This window comes from Geodermatophilus tzadiensis (assembly GCF_003002915.1).
Classification (GTDB): domain Bacteria; phylum Actinomycetota; class Actinomycetes; order Mycobacteriales; family Geodermatophilaceae; genus Geodermatophilus; species Geodermatophilus tzadiensis.
Genome location: NZ_PVTG01000015.1, coordinates 122,125 through 136,559 on the forward strand (window position 1 = coordinate 122,125; position 14,435 = coordinate 136,559).

The 14,435-nt window shown below is 76.8% G+C and carries 11 protein-coding genes; 3 read left to right on the forward strand and 8 right to left on the reverse strand.

From position 1 onward, the window contains the following. Window positions 1-129 precede the first annotated feature (129 nt). From LY71_RS24540 to ilvD, 3 genes are all read right to left on the reverse strand, one after another. Window positions 130-2,865: a putative bifunctional diguanylate cyclase/phosphodiesterase gene (locus LY71_RS24540; RefSeq protein ID WP_106280251.1), complete on the reverse strand. Its 2,736-nt coding sequence runs from the start codon at window positions 2,863-2,865 to the stop codon at window positions 130-132. Beyond that, on the reverse strand, window positions 2,858-5,536 hold the full coding sequence (locus LY71_RS18195; RefSeq protein WP_106280253.1) for a putative bifunctional diguanylate cyclase/phosphodiesterase: 2,679 nt from the start codon (window positions 5,534-5,536) through the stop codon (window positions 2,858-2,860). Before LY71_RS18195 ends, LY71_RS24540 begins: the two co-directional genes overlap by 8 nt. A 102-nt stretch (window positions 5,537-5,638) precedes the next feature. Then, complete coding sequence (gene ilvD / locus LY71_RS18200) at window positions 5,639-7,342, reverse strand: dihydroxy-acid dehydratase (RefSeq protein WP_106280255.1); 1,704 nt, start codon at window positions 7,340-7,342, stop codon at window positions 5,639-5,641. Here ilvD and LY71_RS18205 point away from each other — a divergent pair. Next, window positions 7,335-8,270, forward strand: a complete 936-nt coding sequence (locus LY71_RS18205; RefSeq protein ID WP_281261622.1) for a helix-turn-helix transcriptional regulator — start codon at window positions 7,335-7,337, stop codon at window positions 8,268-8,270. The two genes, ilvD and LY71_RS18205, sit on opposite strands and share 8 nt — an antisense overlap. A 3-nt stretch (window positions 8,271-8,273) precedes the next feature. Here the strand turns inward: LY71_RS18205 and LY71_RS18210 are convergent, their stop codons facing one another. Beyond that, window positions 8,274-8,639, reverse strand: a complete 366-nt coding sequence (locus LY71_RS18210) for a PH domain-containing protein (protein WP_245888038.1) — start codon at window positions 8,637-8,639, stop codon at window positions 8,274-8,276. Window positions 8,640-8,708: 69 nt separating this feature from the next. On the opposite strand from LY71_RS18210, the gene LY71_RS18215 reads away from it, so the two are divergent. Further along, complete coding sequence (locus LY71_RS18215; RefSeq protein ID WP_106280257.1) at window positions 8,709-9,875, forward strand: PQQ-dependent sugar dehydrogenase; 1,167 nt, start codon at window positions 8,709-8,711, stop codon at window positions 9,873-9,875. A 4-nt stretch (window positions 9,876-9,879) separates the two neighbouring features. Here the strand turns inward: LY71_RS18215 and gatB are convergent, their stop codons facing one another. The 4 genes from gatB to gatC are packed head-to-tail and all read right to left on the reverse strand — an operon-like array spanning window position 9,880 to window position 13,377. Continuing rightward, window positions 9,880-11,379, reverse strand: a complete 1,500-nt coding sequence (gatB, locus tag LY71_RS18220) for an Asp-tRNA(Asn)/Glu-tRNA(Gln) amidotransferase subunit GatB (RefSeq protein WP_106280260.1) — start codon at window positions 11,377-11,379, stop codon at window positions 9,880-9,882. After that, the gene (locus LY71_RS18225) at window positions 11,376-11,558 is read right to left on the reverse strand and encodes a hypothetical protein (protein ID WP_106280262.1); all 183 of its coding nucleotides are present in this window, start codon (window positions 11,556-11,558) and stop codon (window positions 11,376-11,378) included. Before LY71_RS18225 ends, gatB begins: the two co-directional genes overlap by 4 nt. After that, the gene (gatA, locus tag LY71_RS18230) at window positions 11,555-13,048 is read right to left on the reverse strand and encodes an Asp-tRNA(Asn)/Glu-tRNA(Gln) amidotransferase subunit GatA (protein ID WP_106280265.1); all 1,494 of its coding nucleotides are present in this window, start codon (window positions 13,046-13,048) and stop codon (window positions 11,555-11,557) included. The genes LY71_RS18225 and gatA overlap by 4 nt, the downstream gene beginning before the upstream one ends. After that, window positions 13,045-13,377, reverse strand: coding sequence for an Asp-tRNA(Asn)/Glu-tRNA(Gln) amidotransferase subunit GatC (gene gatC, locus LY71_RS18235; protein ID WP_106280267.1), 333 nt, complete (start codon window positions 13,375-13,377; stop codon window positions 13,045-13,047). The genes gatA and gatC overlap by 4 nt, the downstream gene beginning before the upstream one ends. A 183-nt stretch (window positions 13,378-13,560) precedes the next feature. Here gatC and LY71_RS18240 point away from each other — a divergent pair, with 183 nt between their 5' ends. Beyond that, window positions 13,561-14,217: an ACT domain-containing protein gene (locus LY71_RS18240; protein WP_106280269.1), complete on the forward strand. Its 657-nt coding sequence runs from the start codon at window positions 13,561-13,563 to the stop codon at window positions 14,215-14,217. The last annotated feature ends 218 nt before the right edge of the window (window positions 14,218-14,435 follow it).

The following is a 14,435-nucleotide window of genomic DNA, read 5'->3' on the forward strand; positions in this document are numbered from 1 at the left end:
CGTCGGTCGGGTGACCGGCGCGCTAGGCGACTACGAGGAGCAGGCAGGCGGAGGGCACGCACACACTGTGCGCCTCCGCCGTCCCGACGTCAACAAGGCCGTCCCACACAGTGGACCGTGTCGGCCGATTCATGGGACGGACAGCGGTTCCTCCCGCGCACCGAGCAGACCCGGGTCGAAGCCGTCGACCACCGCGGGCAGCTCGGCGGCCGGCACCGGGCGGCCGGTCAGCCAGCCCTGCAGGAAGCCGCAGCCCAGCGAGACCAGGACCTCGCGCTGGGCCGCGGTCTCCACGCCCTCGGCGACGACGTCCATGCCCAGCGTGCGGCCGAGGTCGACGACGCTGCCGACCAGCGCCGCGCCCCGCGGGTCGGTGTCGATGCCCGAGACGAAGCCGCGGTCCATCTTCAGCACGTCGACGGGCAGCCGGGCGAGGTAGGCCAGCGAGGAGTAGCCCTTGCCGAAGTCGTCGAGGGACACGATGCAGCCGAGGGCGGAGAGCTCCGCGAGCTCGGCGAGCAGCCGCTCGTCGTCGTCCATCAGCACGCTCTCGGTCACCTCGATCATCAGCAGCCGCGCCGGCAGGCCGGAGCGCTCGAGCGCGCGGGTGACGTCCTCGACCAGGCAGCGGGCCTGCAGGTGCCGCACCGAGATGTTGACGCCGAGCTTGAGGTCGCGGCCCCCGGCGAGCAGCCGGGCGTGCTCGGCGGTCGCGGTCTCCAGCACCCAGCGCTGCAGCGGCACGACCAGCCCGTCGTCCTCGGCCAGGCCGACGAACTCCTCGGGCGGGACCGGGCCGAGCACCGGGTGGTCCCAGCGCACCAGCGCCTCCACCCCGAGCACCCGGCGCTCCTGCACGCCGGCGACGGGCTGGTAGACCAGCCGCAGCCCGCCCCGCTCGATCGCGCCGGGCAGGTCGCGGGCCAGCCGGCTGCGCCGCGCCGACGCCTCGACCAGCCCCTCACCCGACGCCCGGACGCCGTTCTTGCCCTGCGCCTTGACCGTGCGCAGCGCCAGGTCGGCCTCCCGGACGGTGGCCGACGCGTCGGCGCCGGTGACCACCTCGGCCAGCCCGACACTGGCCGAGACGCGGAACACCGGGCCGGCGGGGCCGCCGTCCACGCCACCGTCGGCGCCGCCGTAGCGGCGGGAGACGTCCAGCCGCGCGACCAGCCGCTCGGCCAGCGCCATCGCCGCGTCGGGTCCGGCGTCGACGAGGAGGGCGAACTCGTCGCCGCCGAGCCGCGCCACCAGGTCCCCCGAGCGGGCCTCGGCGCGCAGCGCGTCGGCCACCTCGCACAGCAGCCGGTCGCCGGCGTCGTGCCCGGCCACGTCGTTGACGGACTTGAAGCCGTCGAGGTCGACGAGCAGGACGCAGGCCCGCCGGCCGCGGGCGGCCCGGTCGAGGGCGCCCTCCAGCGCGGCCATGAACCGGGCGCGGTTGGGCAGGCCGGTCAGCGAGTCGGTGTAGGCCAGCCGTTCCAGCTCGCGCTGGCCGGCGCGGCGCTCGGTGGCGTCGCGCAGGTGCAGCACCAGGCCCTCGTCGGCCCGCCGTCCGCCGGTGCGGGCGGCGCCGGAGACCTCGACGTCGCGCCAGCCGCCGTCGACGCCGGCCAGCCGGCCGGTGGCGGGCAGCCCGTCGGGGGCGCCGTCGCGCAGCGCCGCGGCGACCCGCTCGACGAGGTCGCGGTCGTCGGGGTGCAGCAGCGGGACCAGCGCGTGGCCGACCAGCTCCTCCTCCGCCCGGCCGAGCTGGGCGGCCACCGGGCCGGACACCGAGGTGACCCGGCCGGCGGCGTCGAGGACGACGGTGACGGCGTCGCCGCTGTGCACCAGGGCGCGGAACCAGCCCTCGGTGCGCTCCAGGCGGCGGGTGAGCCGCGCGGCGTCCAGCGCCCAGGACAGCGTCCGGGCCGAGGTGAGCAGCAGCAGGACGGCGGCCGCGGCCGCCTCCGCGGCGGGGACGGGGCGGCCGGCGAGGACGCCGCCGGTCACCGCGAGCAGCGCGACGCTGGCCGCGGCGTGGGCGACCACGGCGCCGCGCAGCGGCAGCGCGCGCCGTCCGCCCGGCGCCGTCGCGGCCCGGTCGGCGGCCGCGGCGCACAGGCCGGTGCCCAGCATGGCCAGCCAGGCCAGGACGGTGACGACGGACCACCCCGGGGCCGCGGCGCCGTCCGACGTCCGGCCCACGGCGCCGCTGACGGCGACGGTGGCCATCGCGACGAAGGAGGCCAGCAGCCAGGTCGCCGACCGGCGGCGCGCCTCGGGCACCGCGGTGACGGTGACCAGGCCGACGCCGCACAGCACGGCACCGACCAGCGGGTAGCCGGCCGCGATGAGCTCGTGCCCGGGTCCGGCGACGTCGCCGGGCCGGCCGTCGGACAGGCCGTCGAGCAGGTCGTCGAGCACCACGCCGCCGAGGACCCCGACGGCGATGGTGACCACGACGCCGTCGACCAGCACGCGGGAACCGACCCGCCGGCCGGCCCGGGGCGGCAGCAGCTGGACGGCCACCGCGACCGCGACCGGCACGGCCAGCAGGATGGGGAGCTCCTCGATCCCGCCGGCGGCCAGGTCGCGGCCGGCGCGGGCCACGGCCAGGGCCTGCCCGAGCGCGAGCAGGCCGGCGGCCAGCGCCAGGGCCCGCCACGGCCGGCCGGCCCGGCCGGGCAGCCGCCGGGCGCCGGCGGCCAGGACGGCGGCGCCGGTGCCCGAGGCCAGGGCGAGCGCCGCGGGGACGAGGACGGCGGCCGACGGCGCGCCGGTCAGCTGCAGCGCGGTGGTGCCGGCGCCGAGGAGGGCGAGCAGGCCGAGGACGGCGGCGAGCGCGGCCGGGCCGACGGGGCGCCCGGTGGCGTCACGCACCGTGCCCGACCCGGACGGGCGGGTCCCCGGCGGCGGGGAACACGTCGTGGGACAGGCCGACCAGGCCGGGCCACAGCGAGCCCGCGCCCTCCCGCAGCACGCGCAGCAGCTCGGCCGGTGGCAGCGGGCGGGCCAGCAGGAAGCCCTGCGCGAAGCCCAGGCCCAGGCCGCGCAGCACGCCCAGCTGGGCGGGGGTCTCCACGCCCTCGGCCACGACGTCGACGCCCAGCGCCCGGCCCACGGTGACCACCGCCTCGCACAGGGCGCGGCTCTGCGCGTCGCGGTCGACGCGGGAGACGAAGGCGCGGTCGAGCTTGAGCACGTCGATCGGCAGCCGGGTGAGGTGCAGCAGCGACGAGGTGCCGGTGCCGAAGTCGTCGAGCGCCACGTGCACGCCCATGAGCCGCAGCGCCTGCACGTCGATGGCCACGAAGTCGCCGTCGTCGAGCAGGGTGGCCTCGGTGACCTCGAGGACCAGGCGCTCGGGTGCCAGGCCCGAGGACGCCAGCGCCGCGGCGACGTCGTCGACCAAGGTGCGGGCGGCCACGTGCGAGGCGGAGGTGTTCACGCCCAGCCGCAGCGGCACGCCCTCGCTGTCGGGCAGGCCGGCGGCGGTCGCGGTGGCCTCGCGCAGCACCCAGCGCTGCAGCTCGCCGATCACGCCGGCGCGCTCGGCGATGGGCACGAACTCGCGCGGCGGGACGTCGCCGAGCTCGGGGTGCCGCCAGCGCAGCAGCGCCTCGACGCCGACCACCCGCTGCTCGTCCATCGACACGATGGGCTGGTAGGCCAGCCGCAGCTCCCCGCGCCCGACGGCGCCGGGCAGGTCCTCGCGCAGCCGGTCGCGGCGGGCCGCGGCGGCGCCGAGCGCGTCGGTCCACCGGGTGGCCCGTGCCGAGCCGCCGGTCCGGGCGGCCGCCACCGCGGTCTCCGCGCGGCTGGTGAGGGCGGCGACGGTCAGGCCCGGCTCGACGACGACGACGCCGACGTCGGCGGTGAGGTCGAAGACGCCGGCGGGCGTGCTCACGGGGCGCTCCAGGGCGGCCAGGCACCGGTCGGCCAGCCGGTCGGCGGTGTCGCCGTCGCCAGTGGCCAGCACGCCGAAGACGCCGCCGGCGACCCGGGCGACGACCTCCTCGCCGCGCACGGTGGCCCGCAGGCGCCGGCCGAGCTCGACCAGGACGCCGGACACGGTGTCGCGGTCGGCGTGCTCGCGGACCTCGGTGAGGCCGCAGACGTCGACGAGCAGCAGCGCCTGGCCGGGGGCGTCCGCGGCGCGCCCCTCGGCGGCGCCCGCGACGGCGGCGGCGAGCGCGGCCTCCCAGCCCGCCCGGTTGGGCAGGCCGGTCAGCGAGTCGGTGAACGCCAGCTCCTCGAGCGCCCGCTCGCGGGCCTCGCGCTCGGTGACGTCGCGGCAGTGCAGCACCACCGAGGCGACGGCGGGGTCGGCGCGCAGGTCCGAGACGGTGGCCTCCAGGCAGCGGACACCGCCCGCGCCGTCGCGGACGTGCAGGGTCAGCAGGCCGCCCGTCTCCCCCGCCTCGAGGCGCAGGCGCAGGGCGGCGGCGTCGTCGGGATCGACGGCCGAGCGGCCGGAGAGCAGGTCGCGGCCGGCCAGGTCCGCCGGGGTGCTGCCGAGCAGGTCGGCCAGCGCCGGGGAGGCCCAGCCGACGCGCAGGCGAGCGTCGAGGACGAGCACCGCCTCGCTGGTGGAGGCCACCAGGCTGCGGAAGTAGGCCTCGTCGCGGCGCAGCCGGGCGCCGCGGAGGTGTTCCTCGCGCGCGGCCACCCAGCGGTGGGCCGCCGACAACCCGCCGCACAGCAGCGCGCCGGCGAGGGTCACCGCGGTGGGTGCGACGCCGAGCGCCAGTGGCACGACGACGATGCCGACGACGACCACCAGCGCCAGGTGCGGCAGCACCGAGCGCAGCTGCGCCGCCCGGCCGGCGGCGGCGGGCTCCGCCGCGGGGGCCGCGTCGAGCAGCCGGGCGAGCACGAGCAGCGCGAGCCCGACGACGACGGCGACCCGGGTGAGCGGGACGGCGTCGACGGCGCCGAGCAGGGCGGTCGAGGTGCCGGTGCCGCGGCCCACGCACAGCGCGACGAGGCCGGCGAAGAGGACCGCGGCCATCCGCTGGCGGTGCGCGGCGACCCCGCCGAGGACGGTGAGGCCGGCGGCCATGGTGGCCGCGGTGGCCACCACGGCGCTGCCGAGGACGAGCCGGGCGGCCGGCGAGAGCGCCGTCCAGCTGTTGCCGGGCCCGATGAGCAGCGCCTGCATGACGACGAGCGCGGCGGTGCTGAACAGCGCGAGCTCCAGCGCCGACCGGGGGCAGGTGCGCCGCAGCGCCGCGCGCTCGACCATGCCGAGCAGCCCGACGACGACCAGGACGTAGCCGGGGACGATGACCACCCAGCGCAGCACGACCTCCTCGAGGGGCGAGGAGGGCGCGACGAGGACGGTGAGCAGCAGCCCGGTGACCGGGAAGAGCGCGGCGGCGGCGAGCAGCCGCCACGGGCGGCCGGAGGGGTCGGCCGCGTCGCCGGCTGTCCACAGCACCGCCGACGTCGCCAGCCCGGCCAGGGCCGTGACGACCTCACCGAGCGGGTGCAGCGCCGGGACGAGCGCGGCGACGAGACACACCGCGGCCGCGGGCAGGGCACACGTCACCAGCCACCTGATCCGCCTGTCCACACCCGGGGTGTCGGCAGCGCGGCGGGCCGGCAGGAGGCACGGCGGGCCCCCCTCACCCCAAGGAGGGGGGCCTGCCCCCTAGCCGCAGATCGCCCCCTGGGCCGCGGAGCCGACGAGCTTGGCGTACTTGCCGAGCACCCCGGTCGTGTAGCGCGGGGCGAGCGGCTGCCAGTCCTGCCGGCGGCGGGTCAGCTCGTCGTCGTCCACCAGCAGGTCCAGCGTGCGGGTGCGCAGGTCCAGCCGGATCGGGTCGCCGTCGCGGACCAGGGCGATCGGCCCGCCGTCGGTGGCCTCGGGGGCGACGTGGCCGATGCACAGGCCGGTGGTGCCGCCGGAGAAGCGGCCGTCGGTGAGCAGCAGCACGTCCTTGCCGAGCCCCGCGCCCTTGATGGCGCCGGTGACGGCGAGCATCTCGCGCATGCCCGGGCCACCCCTGGGGCCCTCGTAGCGGATGACGACGACGTCGCCGGCCTGCAGCGTGCCGTCGGTGACCGCGTCCATGGCGCCCTGCTCGCCGTCGAAGACGCGGGCGGTGCCCTCGAAGACGTCCCGGTCGAAGCCGGCCGACTTCACCACCGCGCCGTCGGGCGAGAGCGAGCCGCGCAGGATCGTCAGCCCGCCGGTGCGGTGGATGGGCTCGGACATCGCGTGGATGATCGCGCCGTCGGGGTCCGGCGGGGCGATCTCGGCGAGGTTCTCGGCCATCGTCTTCCCGGTCACGGTGAGGACGTCGCCGTGCAGCAGCCCGGCGTCGAGCAGTGCGCGCAGCACGACCGGCACGCCGCCGATGCGGTCGACGTCGGTCATCACGTAGCGGCCGAAGGGCTTGACGTCGGCCAGGTGCGGCGTGCGGTCGCCGATCCGGTTGAAGTCGTCCAGCGAGAGGTCCACCTGCGCCTCGTGCGCGATGGCCATCAGGTGCAGGACGGCGTTGGTCGAGCCGCCCAGCGCCATCACCACGGTGATCGCGTTCTCGAACGCCTCGCGGGTCATGATCTGCCGCGCGGTGATCCCCTTGCGGAGCAGGTTGACCACCGCCTCGCCGGAGGCGACGGCGAAGGCGTCGCGACGGCTGTCGGGGGCCGGCGGGGCGGCGCTGCCGGGCAGCGCCATGCCGAGGGCCTCGGCGACGCTGGCCATGGTGTTGGCGGTGTACATGCCGCCGCAGGAGCCCATGCCCGGGCAGGCGGCGCGCTCGACGGCGCCCAGCTCGTCCTCGGTGATCAGCCCGCGGGCGCAGGCGCCGACCGCCTCGAAGACGTCGATGATCGTGATGTCGTCGCGGTCGCCGAGCCTGCCGGGCAGCGTGGAGCCGGAGTAGAGGAACACGCTGGCCAGGTCGAGGCGGGCGGCGGCCATGAGCATGCCGGGCAGCGACTTGTCGCAGCCGGCGAGCAGCACCGTGCCGTCGAGGCGCTCGGCGAACACCACCGTCTCCACCGAGTCGGCGATGACCTCCCGGGAGACCAGCGAGGCGCGCATGCCCTCGTGGCCCATGGAGATGCCGTCGGAGACCGAGATCGTGCCGAACTCCAGCGGGAAGCCGCCGGCGGCGTGCACGCCCTCCTTGGCCCGCTTGGCCAGCCGGTCGAGGGAGAGGTTGCACGGGGTGATCTCGTTCCACGACGAGGCGACGCCGACCTGCGGCTTCTCCCAGTCGTCGTCGCCCATCCCGACCGCGCGCAGCATCGCCCGCGCGGGGGCCCGGGTGATCCCGTCGGTCACCTCGCGGCTGCGGGGCTTGACGTCGGCGGTGGTGCGGGGCTCGTCCACGGTGGTCACGGACGCCGAGCGTAGGCCGGACGGCGGCGCGTGCCGAGGCGCCGCCGATACTAGTACCGACACCACCACCGAGGAGCCCGCCCTGTCCGACCCCGCCCGCCGTGCCGATCCCCCGGCCACCCGCCGTGAGCTGGCCGGCTTCCTGCGCTCGCGCCGCCGCCAGGTCGACCCGCGCGACGCCGGGCTGCCCGCCGGCGGCACGCGGCGGACGCCGGGGCTGCGCCGGGAGGAGGTCGCGCTGCTCTCGGGCGTGAGCCACACCTGGTACACGTGGCTGGAGCAGGGCCGCGACATCCGGCCGTCGCGGCAGGTGGTCGACGCGCTGGCCCGCACGCTGCGGATGTCGCCGGCCGAGCACGAGTACGTGCGGCGGCTGACCGGGCACGGCGGCGCTCCCCTGCCCGTCGCCGGCGAGGGGATGCCGGCGCACGTGCAGCGCCTGCTCGACGCGCTCGGCCCCTCCCCCGCCTACGCGATCACCGCGACGTGGGCGATCGCCGGGTGGAACCGCGCCTACGAGCGGCTCTACCCCGGGGTGGCCGCGGTCGCCCCGGCGGAGCGCAACCTGCTGTGGCTGGTGTTCACCGACCCCGCCGTCCGGGAGCTGCTCGGCGACTGGCCCACCGACAGCCGCCGCTTCCTCACCCAGTTCCGCGCCGAGGTGGGTCCCCGGCTGGCCGACCCGGCGGTGGTCGACCTCGTGACCCGGCTGGAGGCGGCCAGCCCGCACTTCCGCGCCGGGTGGGCCAGCCGCGACGTCGACCGCTTCAGCTCCGCCGAGCGCCGCTTCGAGCACCCCGAGGTGGGCGCCCTGCTGCTCGAGCACCACCAGCTGACGCCGGCCGACGCCCCCGGCCTGCAGCTGGTCGTCTACACCGCGGCCGAGGGCAGCGACGCCGCGCGTCGCCTGGCCGCACTGGCGGACTGAGCCTCAGGGCGCGTCGATCCGGCCGCCCGACAGCGCCGCCAGCCGCGGCAGGTCGCGGGCCCGCAGCACCGGCAGCCGCAGCTCCGACCCGGCGGTGGTGACCAGCCGCAACCGGGCGCCGCGGACCACCCGGATGCCGGCCAGCTCCGTCCACGCCACCCGGCGGGAGGGGCCCAGCGTGTGGGCGGTGATGCCCTCGTCGTCGACGTCCACGCCGACCCGCAGCACCCACGCCGCGGCCAGCAGCGGGACCACCAGGGCGACGGCGGTCCAGGGCGCGGCCGCGGCGAACGGCAGCACGCAGACGGCGAGGAAGACGACGGGCACCAGGGCCACCCGGCTCAGCCGCATGCGTGCGTGGTCGGCCACGACCGACCATGGTCCCAGCTCCGCGCCGCCGGCACCGCCCGGCCGGGGTCCGCCCGTACTGTGGACCGGGTGAGGCGACAGCGGGGGCGGCGGGTCGCCGGCGCCGCGTGCGCGGTCGCGCTGACGCTCGTCCTCGCCGGCTGCGCGGAGGACGGCTACGAGCCCGCCGGTCCCTTCCGGCCGCTGCCCGAGGGCCCGCCGCCGCAGGTCGGGCCGCCCACCGAGTCCACCCCGGCGCCGGCGCCGGGCGACCCCGCCGACCCGGGTTCGGGCGAGTCGGGCGGCGACCCGAACGTCGTCGCCACCGACCTGGCGGTGCCCACCGGGCTGGTCGTGCTGCCCGACGGCACCGCGGTCGTGGGCGAGCGCGAGACCGGCCGGCTGCTGCAGGTCTTCCCCGACCGCTCCCCGCCGCAGGAGCTCATGGTCGTGCCCGGCATCGACACCGCCGGCGACGGCGGGCTGCTGGGCCTGGCCCTGTCGCCCACGTTCGACGAGGACGGGCTCTTCTACGCCTACGTCTCCACGGCCACCGACAACCGCGTCGTCCGCTTCCCGCTGGGCGGCACCCCCAACCCGGTGCTGACCGGCATCCCGCGCGGCGAGGTGCACAACGGCGGCGGGCTGGCGTTCGCCCCCGACGGCACGCTGTTCGTGGGCACCGGTGACACCGGCGACCCGGCGCTCGCCCAGGACACCGCGTCGCTCGGCGGCAAGGTGCTGCACGTCGACGTCTTCGGCCAGCCGGTCGGCTCGGGGCCGGTCTTCAGCCGCGGGCACGCCGACGTGCGGGCGCTGTGCCCGGGTCTCGACGACCCGGTGGGGCTCTACGCCGTCGACGACGCCACGGACGGCCCCGACGAGCTCAACGCCGTCCTGCAGGACAGCGACCTCGGCTGGCCGACCCCCGGGGCGACCAGCACCGGGCCGCTGCTCGAGGTGCCGGACGACGCGGGCGGGCTCAGCGGCTGCGCGGCCGTGGGCGGCACGGTCTTCCTCGGCGCGCTCGAGGGCCGGCGCGTCTACGTCGTCACCGTCGAGGGCGGCGGGGTGACCGAGGAGCCGAGCGCGCTCATCCCCGAACGCTACGGCCGGCTGCGGACCGTCGCGCTCGACGCCGAGGGCGGGCTGTGGGTGACCACGTCGAACGGGGACGGCAGCGGCACGCCCGCCGAGGACGACGACAAGGTGCTGCGCATCCTGCCGCCGTCCTCGGGAGGCTCCAGCCCGATCTGACGGGTCAACCGCCGAGCAGGCGCTCCTCGAGCATGCGCTTGACGGTGGCGGCGTCGGCCTGGCCGCGGGTGGCCTTCATGACCGCGCCCACCAGCGCGCCGAGGGCCTGCACCTTGCCGCCGCGCACCTTGGCCACGACGTCGGGGGCCCCGGCGATGGCGGCGTCGACCGCGGCGCCGAGCTCGTCGGACTCCCCCATCACCGCCAGGCCGCGCGCCTGCACGACCGCCCGCGGGTCGCCCTCGCCGGCGAGCACGCCGTCGAGCGCCTGGCGCGCCAGCTTGTCGTTGACCGTGCCCTCGGCGACCAGCGCGGTCAGCTCGGCCACCTGCGCCGGCGTGACCGCCAGCTCGGTGAGCTCGACACCGGCGTCGTTCGCCCGGCGGGCCAGCTCCCCGAGCCACCACTTGCGGGCGTCGGCCGGTGACGCGCCGGCGGCCACGGTGCGCTCGACCAGCCCCAGCGCCCCGGCGTTGACCAGCCAGGTCATCTCGGTGGCCGACAGCCCCCACTCCTGCTGCAGCCGGGTGCGGCGGGCGGCGGGCAGCTCCGGCAGCTCGGCGGCGAGCTTCTCCACCCACTCGGTGTCGGGCGCCAGCGGCACCAGGTCGGGCTCGGGGAAGTACCGGTAGTCGGTGGCCTCCTCCTTGCTCCGCCCCGGCGAGGTGCTGCCGGTGTCCTCGTGGAAGTGGCGGGTCTCCTGCAGCACCCGGCCGCCGGCGTCGAGGACGGCGGCCTGCCGGCGCATCTCGTAGCGCACCGCCCGCTCCACCGACCGCAGCGAGTTGACGTTCTTGGTCTCGGTGCGGGTCCCCCACTCCAGGCTGCCGACGGGCGCGAGCGAGGTGTTGACGTCGCAGCGCAGGCTGCCCTGCTCCATCCGCACGTCGGAGGCACCGAGCGTCTGGATGATCTCGCGCAGCTCGGTCACGTAGGCGCGGGCGACGTCGGGGGCCTTGGCGCCGGCGCCGGGGACCGGGCGGGTGACGATCTCGACGAGCGGGATGCCGGCGCGGTTGAAGTCGACCAGCGAGTGGTCGGCGCCGTGGATGCGGCCGGTGGCGCCGCCGACGTGCAGGTTCTTGCCGGTGTCCTCCTCCAGGTGCACCCGCTCGATCTCCACGCGGTAGGTCTCGCCGTCGACCTCGACGTCGAGGTGCCCGGCGGTGCACAGCGGCTCGTCGTACTGGCTGGTCTGGAAGCCCTTGGGGATGTCCGGGTAGAAGTAGTTCTTCCGGGCGAAGCGCGACCAGGACGCGATCCGGCAGCCCAGCGCCAGGCCGATCCGGATCGTGGACTCGACGGCGGCGGCGTTGGCCACCGGCAGCGATCCGGGCAGGCCCAGGCAGACCGGGCAGGTCTGGGTGTTGGGCTCGGCGCCGAACGTCGTCGAGCAACCGCAGAACATCTTCGACTCGGTGCCCAGCTCGACGTGCGTCTCCAGGCCGATGACCGGCTCGTACCGGGTGAGGACGTCGTCGAACGCGACGAGGGGCTCGCTCACGGAGAGGGGTCTCCCTTCGGGGTGGTGCTGCGCCCGGACAGCCACGCGCCGACGGCGGTGACCAGCCCCAGGACGATGAAGACGGCGAAGAAGGCCTCGCCGGAGAGGATCCAGCCGACCAGGCCCACGACGACCACGAAGGCCGTCAGCGCCCAGGCGGCCTTGAGCGCGCCGTTCACGCGGCACGCTCCGCGAGCCGGTCGGTCAGCGGGGCGCCGAGGGCCGCCTCGACCGCGGCGGCGACCCGGTAGCAGCGGTCGTCGGACAGCGCGGGGGCCATGACCTGCAGGCCCACCGGCAGCCCCTCGGACAGCCCGCAGGGCACCGAGATGGCCGGGACGCCGGCGAGGCTGGCCGGCAGCGTGCACAGGTCGGCGGCGTACATGGCCAGCGGGTCGTCGACGCGGGCGCCGATCGGCCAGGCCACCGTCGGGCTGGTGGGGCTGACCAGCACGTCGACGTCGTCGAACGCGGCGTGGAAGTCGCGGGTGATCAGCGTGCGGACCTTCTGCGCCTGGCCGTAGTAGGCGTCGTAGTACCCGGCCGACAGCGCGTAGGTGCCGAGGATGATGCGACGCTTGACCTCGGGGCCGAAGCCCTGCTCGCGGGTGAGCGCCATGACCTCGTCGATGTCGCGGCTGCCGTCGTCGCCGACGCGGATGCCGAAGCGCATCCCCTCGAAGCGGGCGAGGTTCGACGACGCCTCGCTGGGCGCGATGAGGTAGTACGCCGGCAGGGCCAGCCCGAACGACGGGCAGGACACCTCGCGCACCTCGGCCCCGGCGCCCTCCAGCAGCGCCACCGCCTCGGCCACCCGCTCCAGCACGCCGGCGTCGTAGCCCTCGCGGGCGCCGTCGCCGCCGAGCTCACGGACGACGCCGACCCGGAGGCCGGCCAGGTCGCCGCCGGCACCGCGGCGGGCGGCCTCGACGACGGTGGGGACGGGCGCGTCGATGCTGGTCGAGTCGCGCGGGTCGTGGCCGCCGATGGCCTCGTGCACCAGGGCGGCGTCCAGGACCGTGCGGGCCATCGGGCCGGCCTGGTCCAGGCTGGAGGAGAACGCGATCAGCCCGTAGCGCGACACCGAGCCGTAGGTGGGCTTGTGCCCGACCAGGCCGGTGAGCGCCGCGGGCTGGCGGATCGAGCCGCCGGTGTCGGTGCCCAGGGCGACGGGCGCCAGCCGCCCGGCGACCGCGGTGGACGACCCACCGGAGGACCCACCGGGGATGCGGTCGTGGTCCCACGGGTTGCGGGTCGGCCGGTACGCGGAGTTCTCGGTGGACGAGCCCATCGCGAACTCGTCCATGTTGGTCTTGCCCAGCAGCACCGTGCCGGCGTCCTTGAGCTTGCGGGCGACGGTGGCGTCGTACGGCGGCCGCCAGCCCTCGAGGATCCGCGAGCCGCTGGTCGTGGGCACGCCCTCGGTGACGAAGACGTCCTTGAGCGCCACCGGCATGCCGGCCAGGCCGGTGCCCGCGGTACCGGCGGCGTCGATCTCGCCGGCCCGCCGCAGCGCGGCCTCGCCCTCGACGTGCAGGTAGGCGCCCAGGGCGCCGTCCTCGGCCGCGATGCGGTCGAGGTGGGCGCGGGTGACCTCGACGGAGGTGGTCTCGCCGGCCGACAGCGCCTGCTGCAGCTCGACGACGCTCAGCGCGGTGAGGTCGCTCACGCCTCCTCCCCCAGGATGCGGGGCACGCGGAAGCGGCCGTCCTCGGCGGCGGGGGCGCCGGCCAGGACGACGTCGCGGGGCAGGCACGGGGTGGTGACGTCGGCGCGCAGCACGTTGGTCAGCGGGACGGCGTGCGTGGTGGGGGCGACGTCGGCGACGTCGGCGCGCTGGACCTGGGCCACCGCGTCGAGGACCGCGCCCAGCTGGCCGGCGAAGCGGTCGAGCTCCTCGTCGGTGACGGCCAGCCGGGCCAGCCGCGCGAGGTGCGCGATGTCCTGGCGGTCGAGGGCCGGGTGGGCGGCCGTGTCGGGGGTGGGCTCGGTGCTCATGCTGGGGCTGGGACTCCTGTCGTCGGCGCCGGCCGGCGCCAGGGACGCAACCCGGTCACTGTACGTGGGGCCGGGGGCCTCCCGGGACGGCCGCTCGACCTGGGGGCGCCTCGTGGGGGAAGCTGCTCCCGCCACGCGATCGACGAGGATCGGCCGCACCTCGACGTCGTCTGCGGAGGAACCGTGTCCTATCTGTTGCGGCTGGTCGTCCCCGACCGCCCCGGTCTGCTCGGGGCGGTGGCGACCGCCCTGGGTGTCGCCGGGATCGACATCGTCTCCGTCGACGTGCTCGAGCGCGGGGGCGGGGTCGCGGTCGACGACGTCGTCGTGGACCTCCCCCGGGACCGCCTGCCCGACAGCCTGATCACCGTCGCGCAGACGGTGCCGGGCGTGCAGGTCGAGGCGCTGCGCCCGTTCCACGGCCCGCTCGACACCCACCGCGAGCTCGACCTGCTGGAGGCGCTGGCCCGCGCGGCCGAGGGCACCGCGGTCAAGCTGCTGGCCGCGGAGCTGCCGCGGGTGTTCCACAGCGGCTGGGCGGCGGTGGTGCGGGCCGACGGCGAGGTGCTGGCGGCGTCCGACGCCGCGCCCCGCTTCGAGGACGTGCCCCTGCCCTGGTTGCCGCTCTCCTCGCCGCGGCTGCTGCCCAGCGAGGACGACTGGCTGCCCGAGCGGTGGCGGGAGATGGCGATCGAGATGATGGCCGCGCCCTTCGGCGACCCAGCCACGGCGGTGGTGCTCGGCCGGTCCGGCGGCCCGGTGTACCGGCGGTCGGAGCTCCTGCGGCTGGCCCACCTGACCGGGATCGCCAGTACGGTCGCGCACCTGCCACCGGTCTGACCTGCGGTTTCGTGGTCCACAGGGCTTGTCCCACCAGTGTTTCGAACGTATGATCGAACGCGTGGACGACGTGCTGACCGCTCCGGTGCCGCCGGTCGGCTGGGCGTCGGGGCCGCTGGGTGTGGTGCAGGCGGCCGACCGGGAGATCGCCCGGCAGACCGCGCTGCGGGCCCGGGCGGTGGCGCAGTTCGCCGCGGCCCGGCCGGCGTCGGGCGACC

Excerpts from the sequence above, each read along its gene's own strand:
- gatC (WP_106280267.1), bottom strand. The coding sequence starts at position 13,377 with ATGAGCACCGAGCCCACCCCCGACACGGCCGCCCACCCGGCCCTCGAC.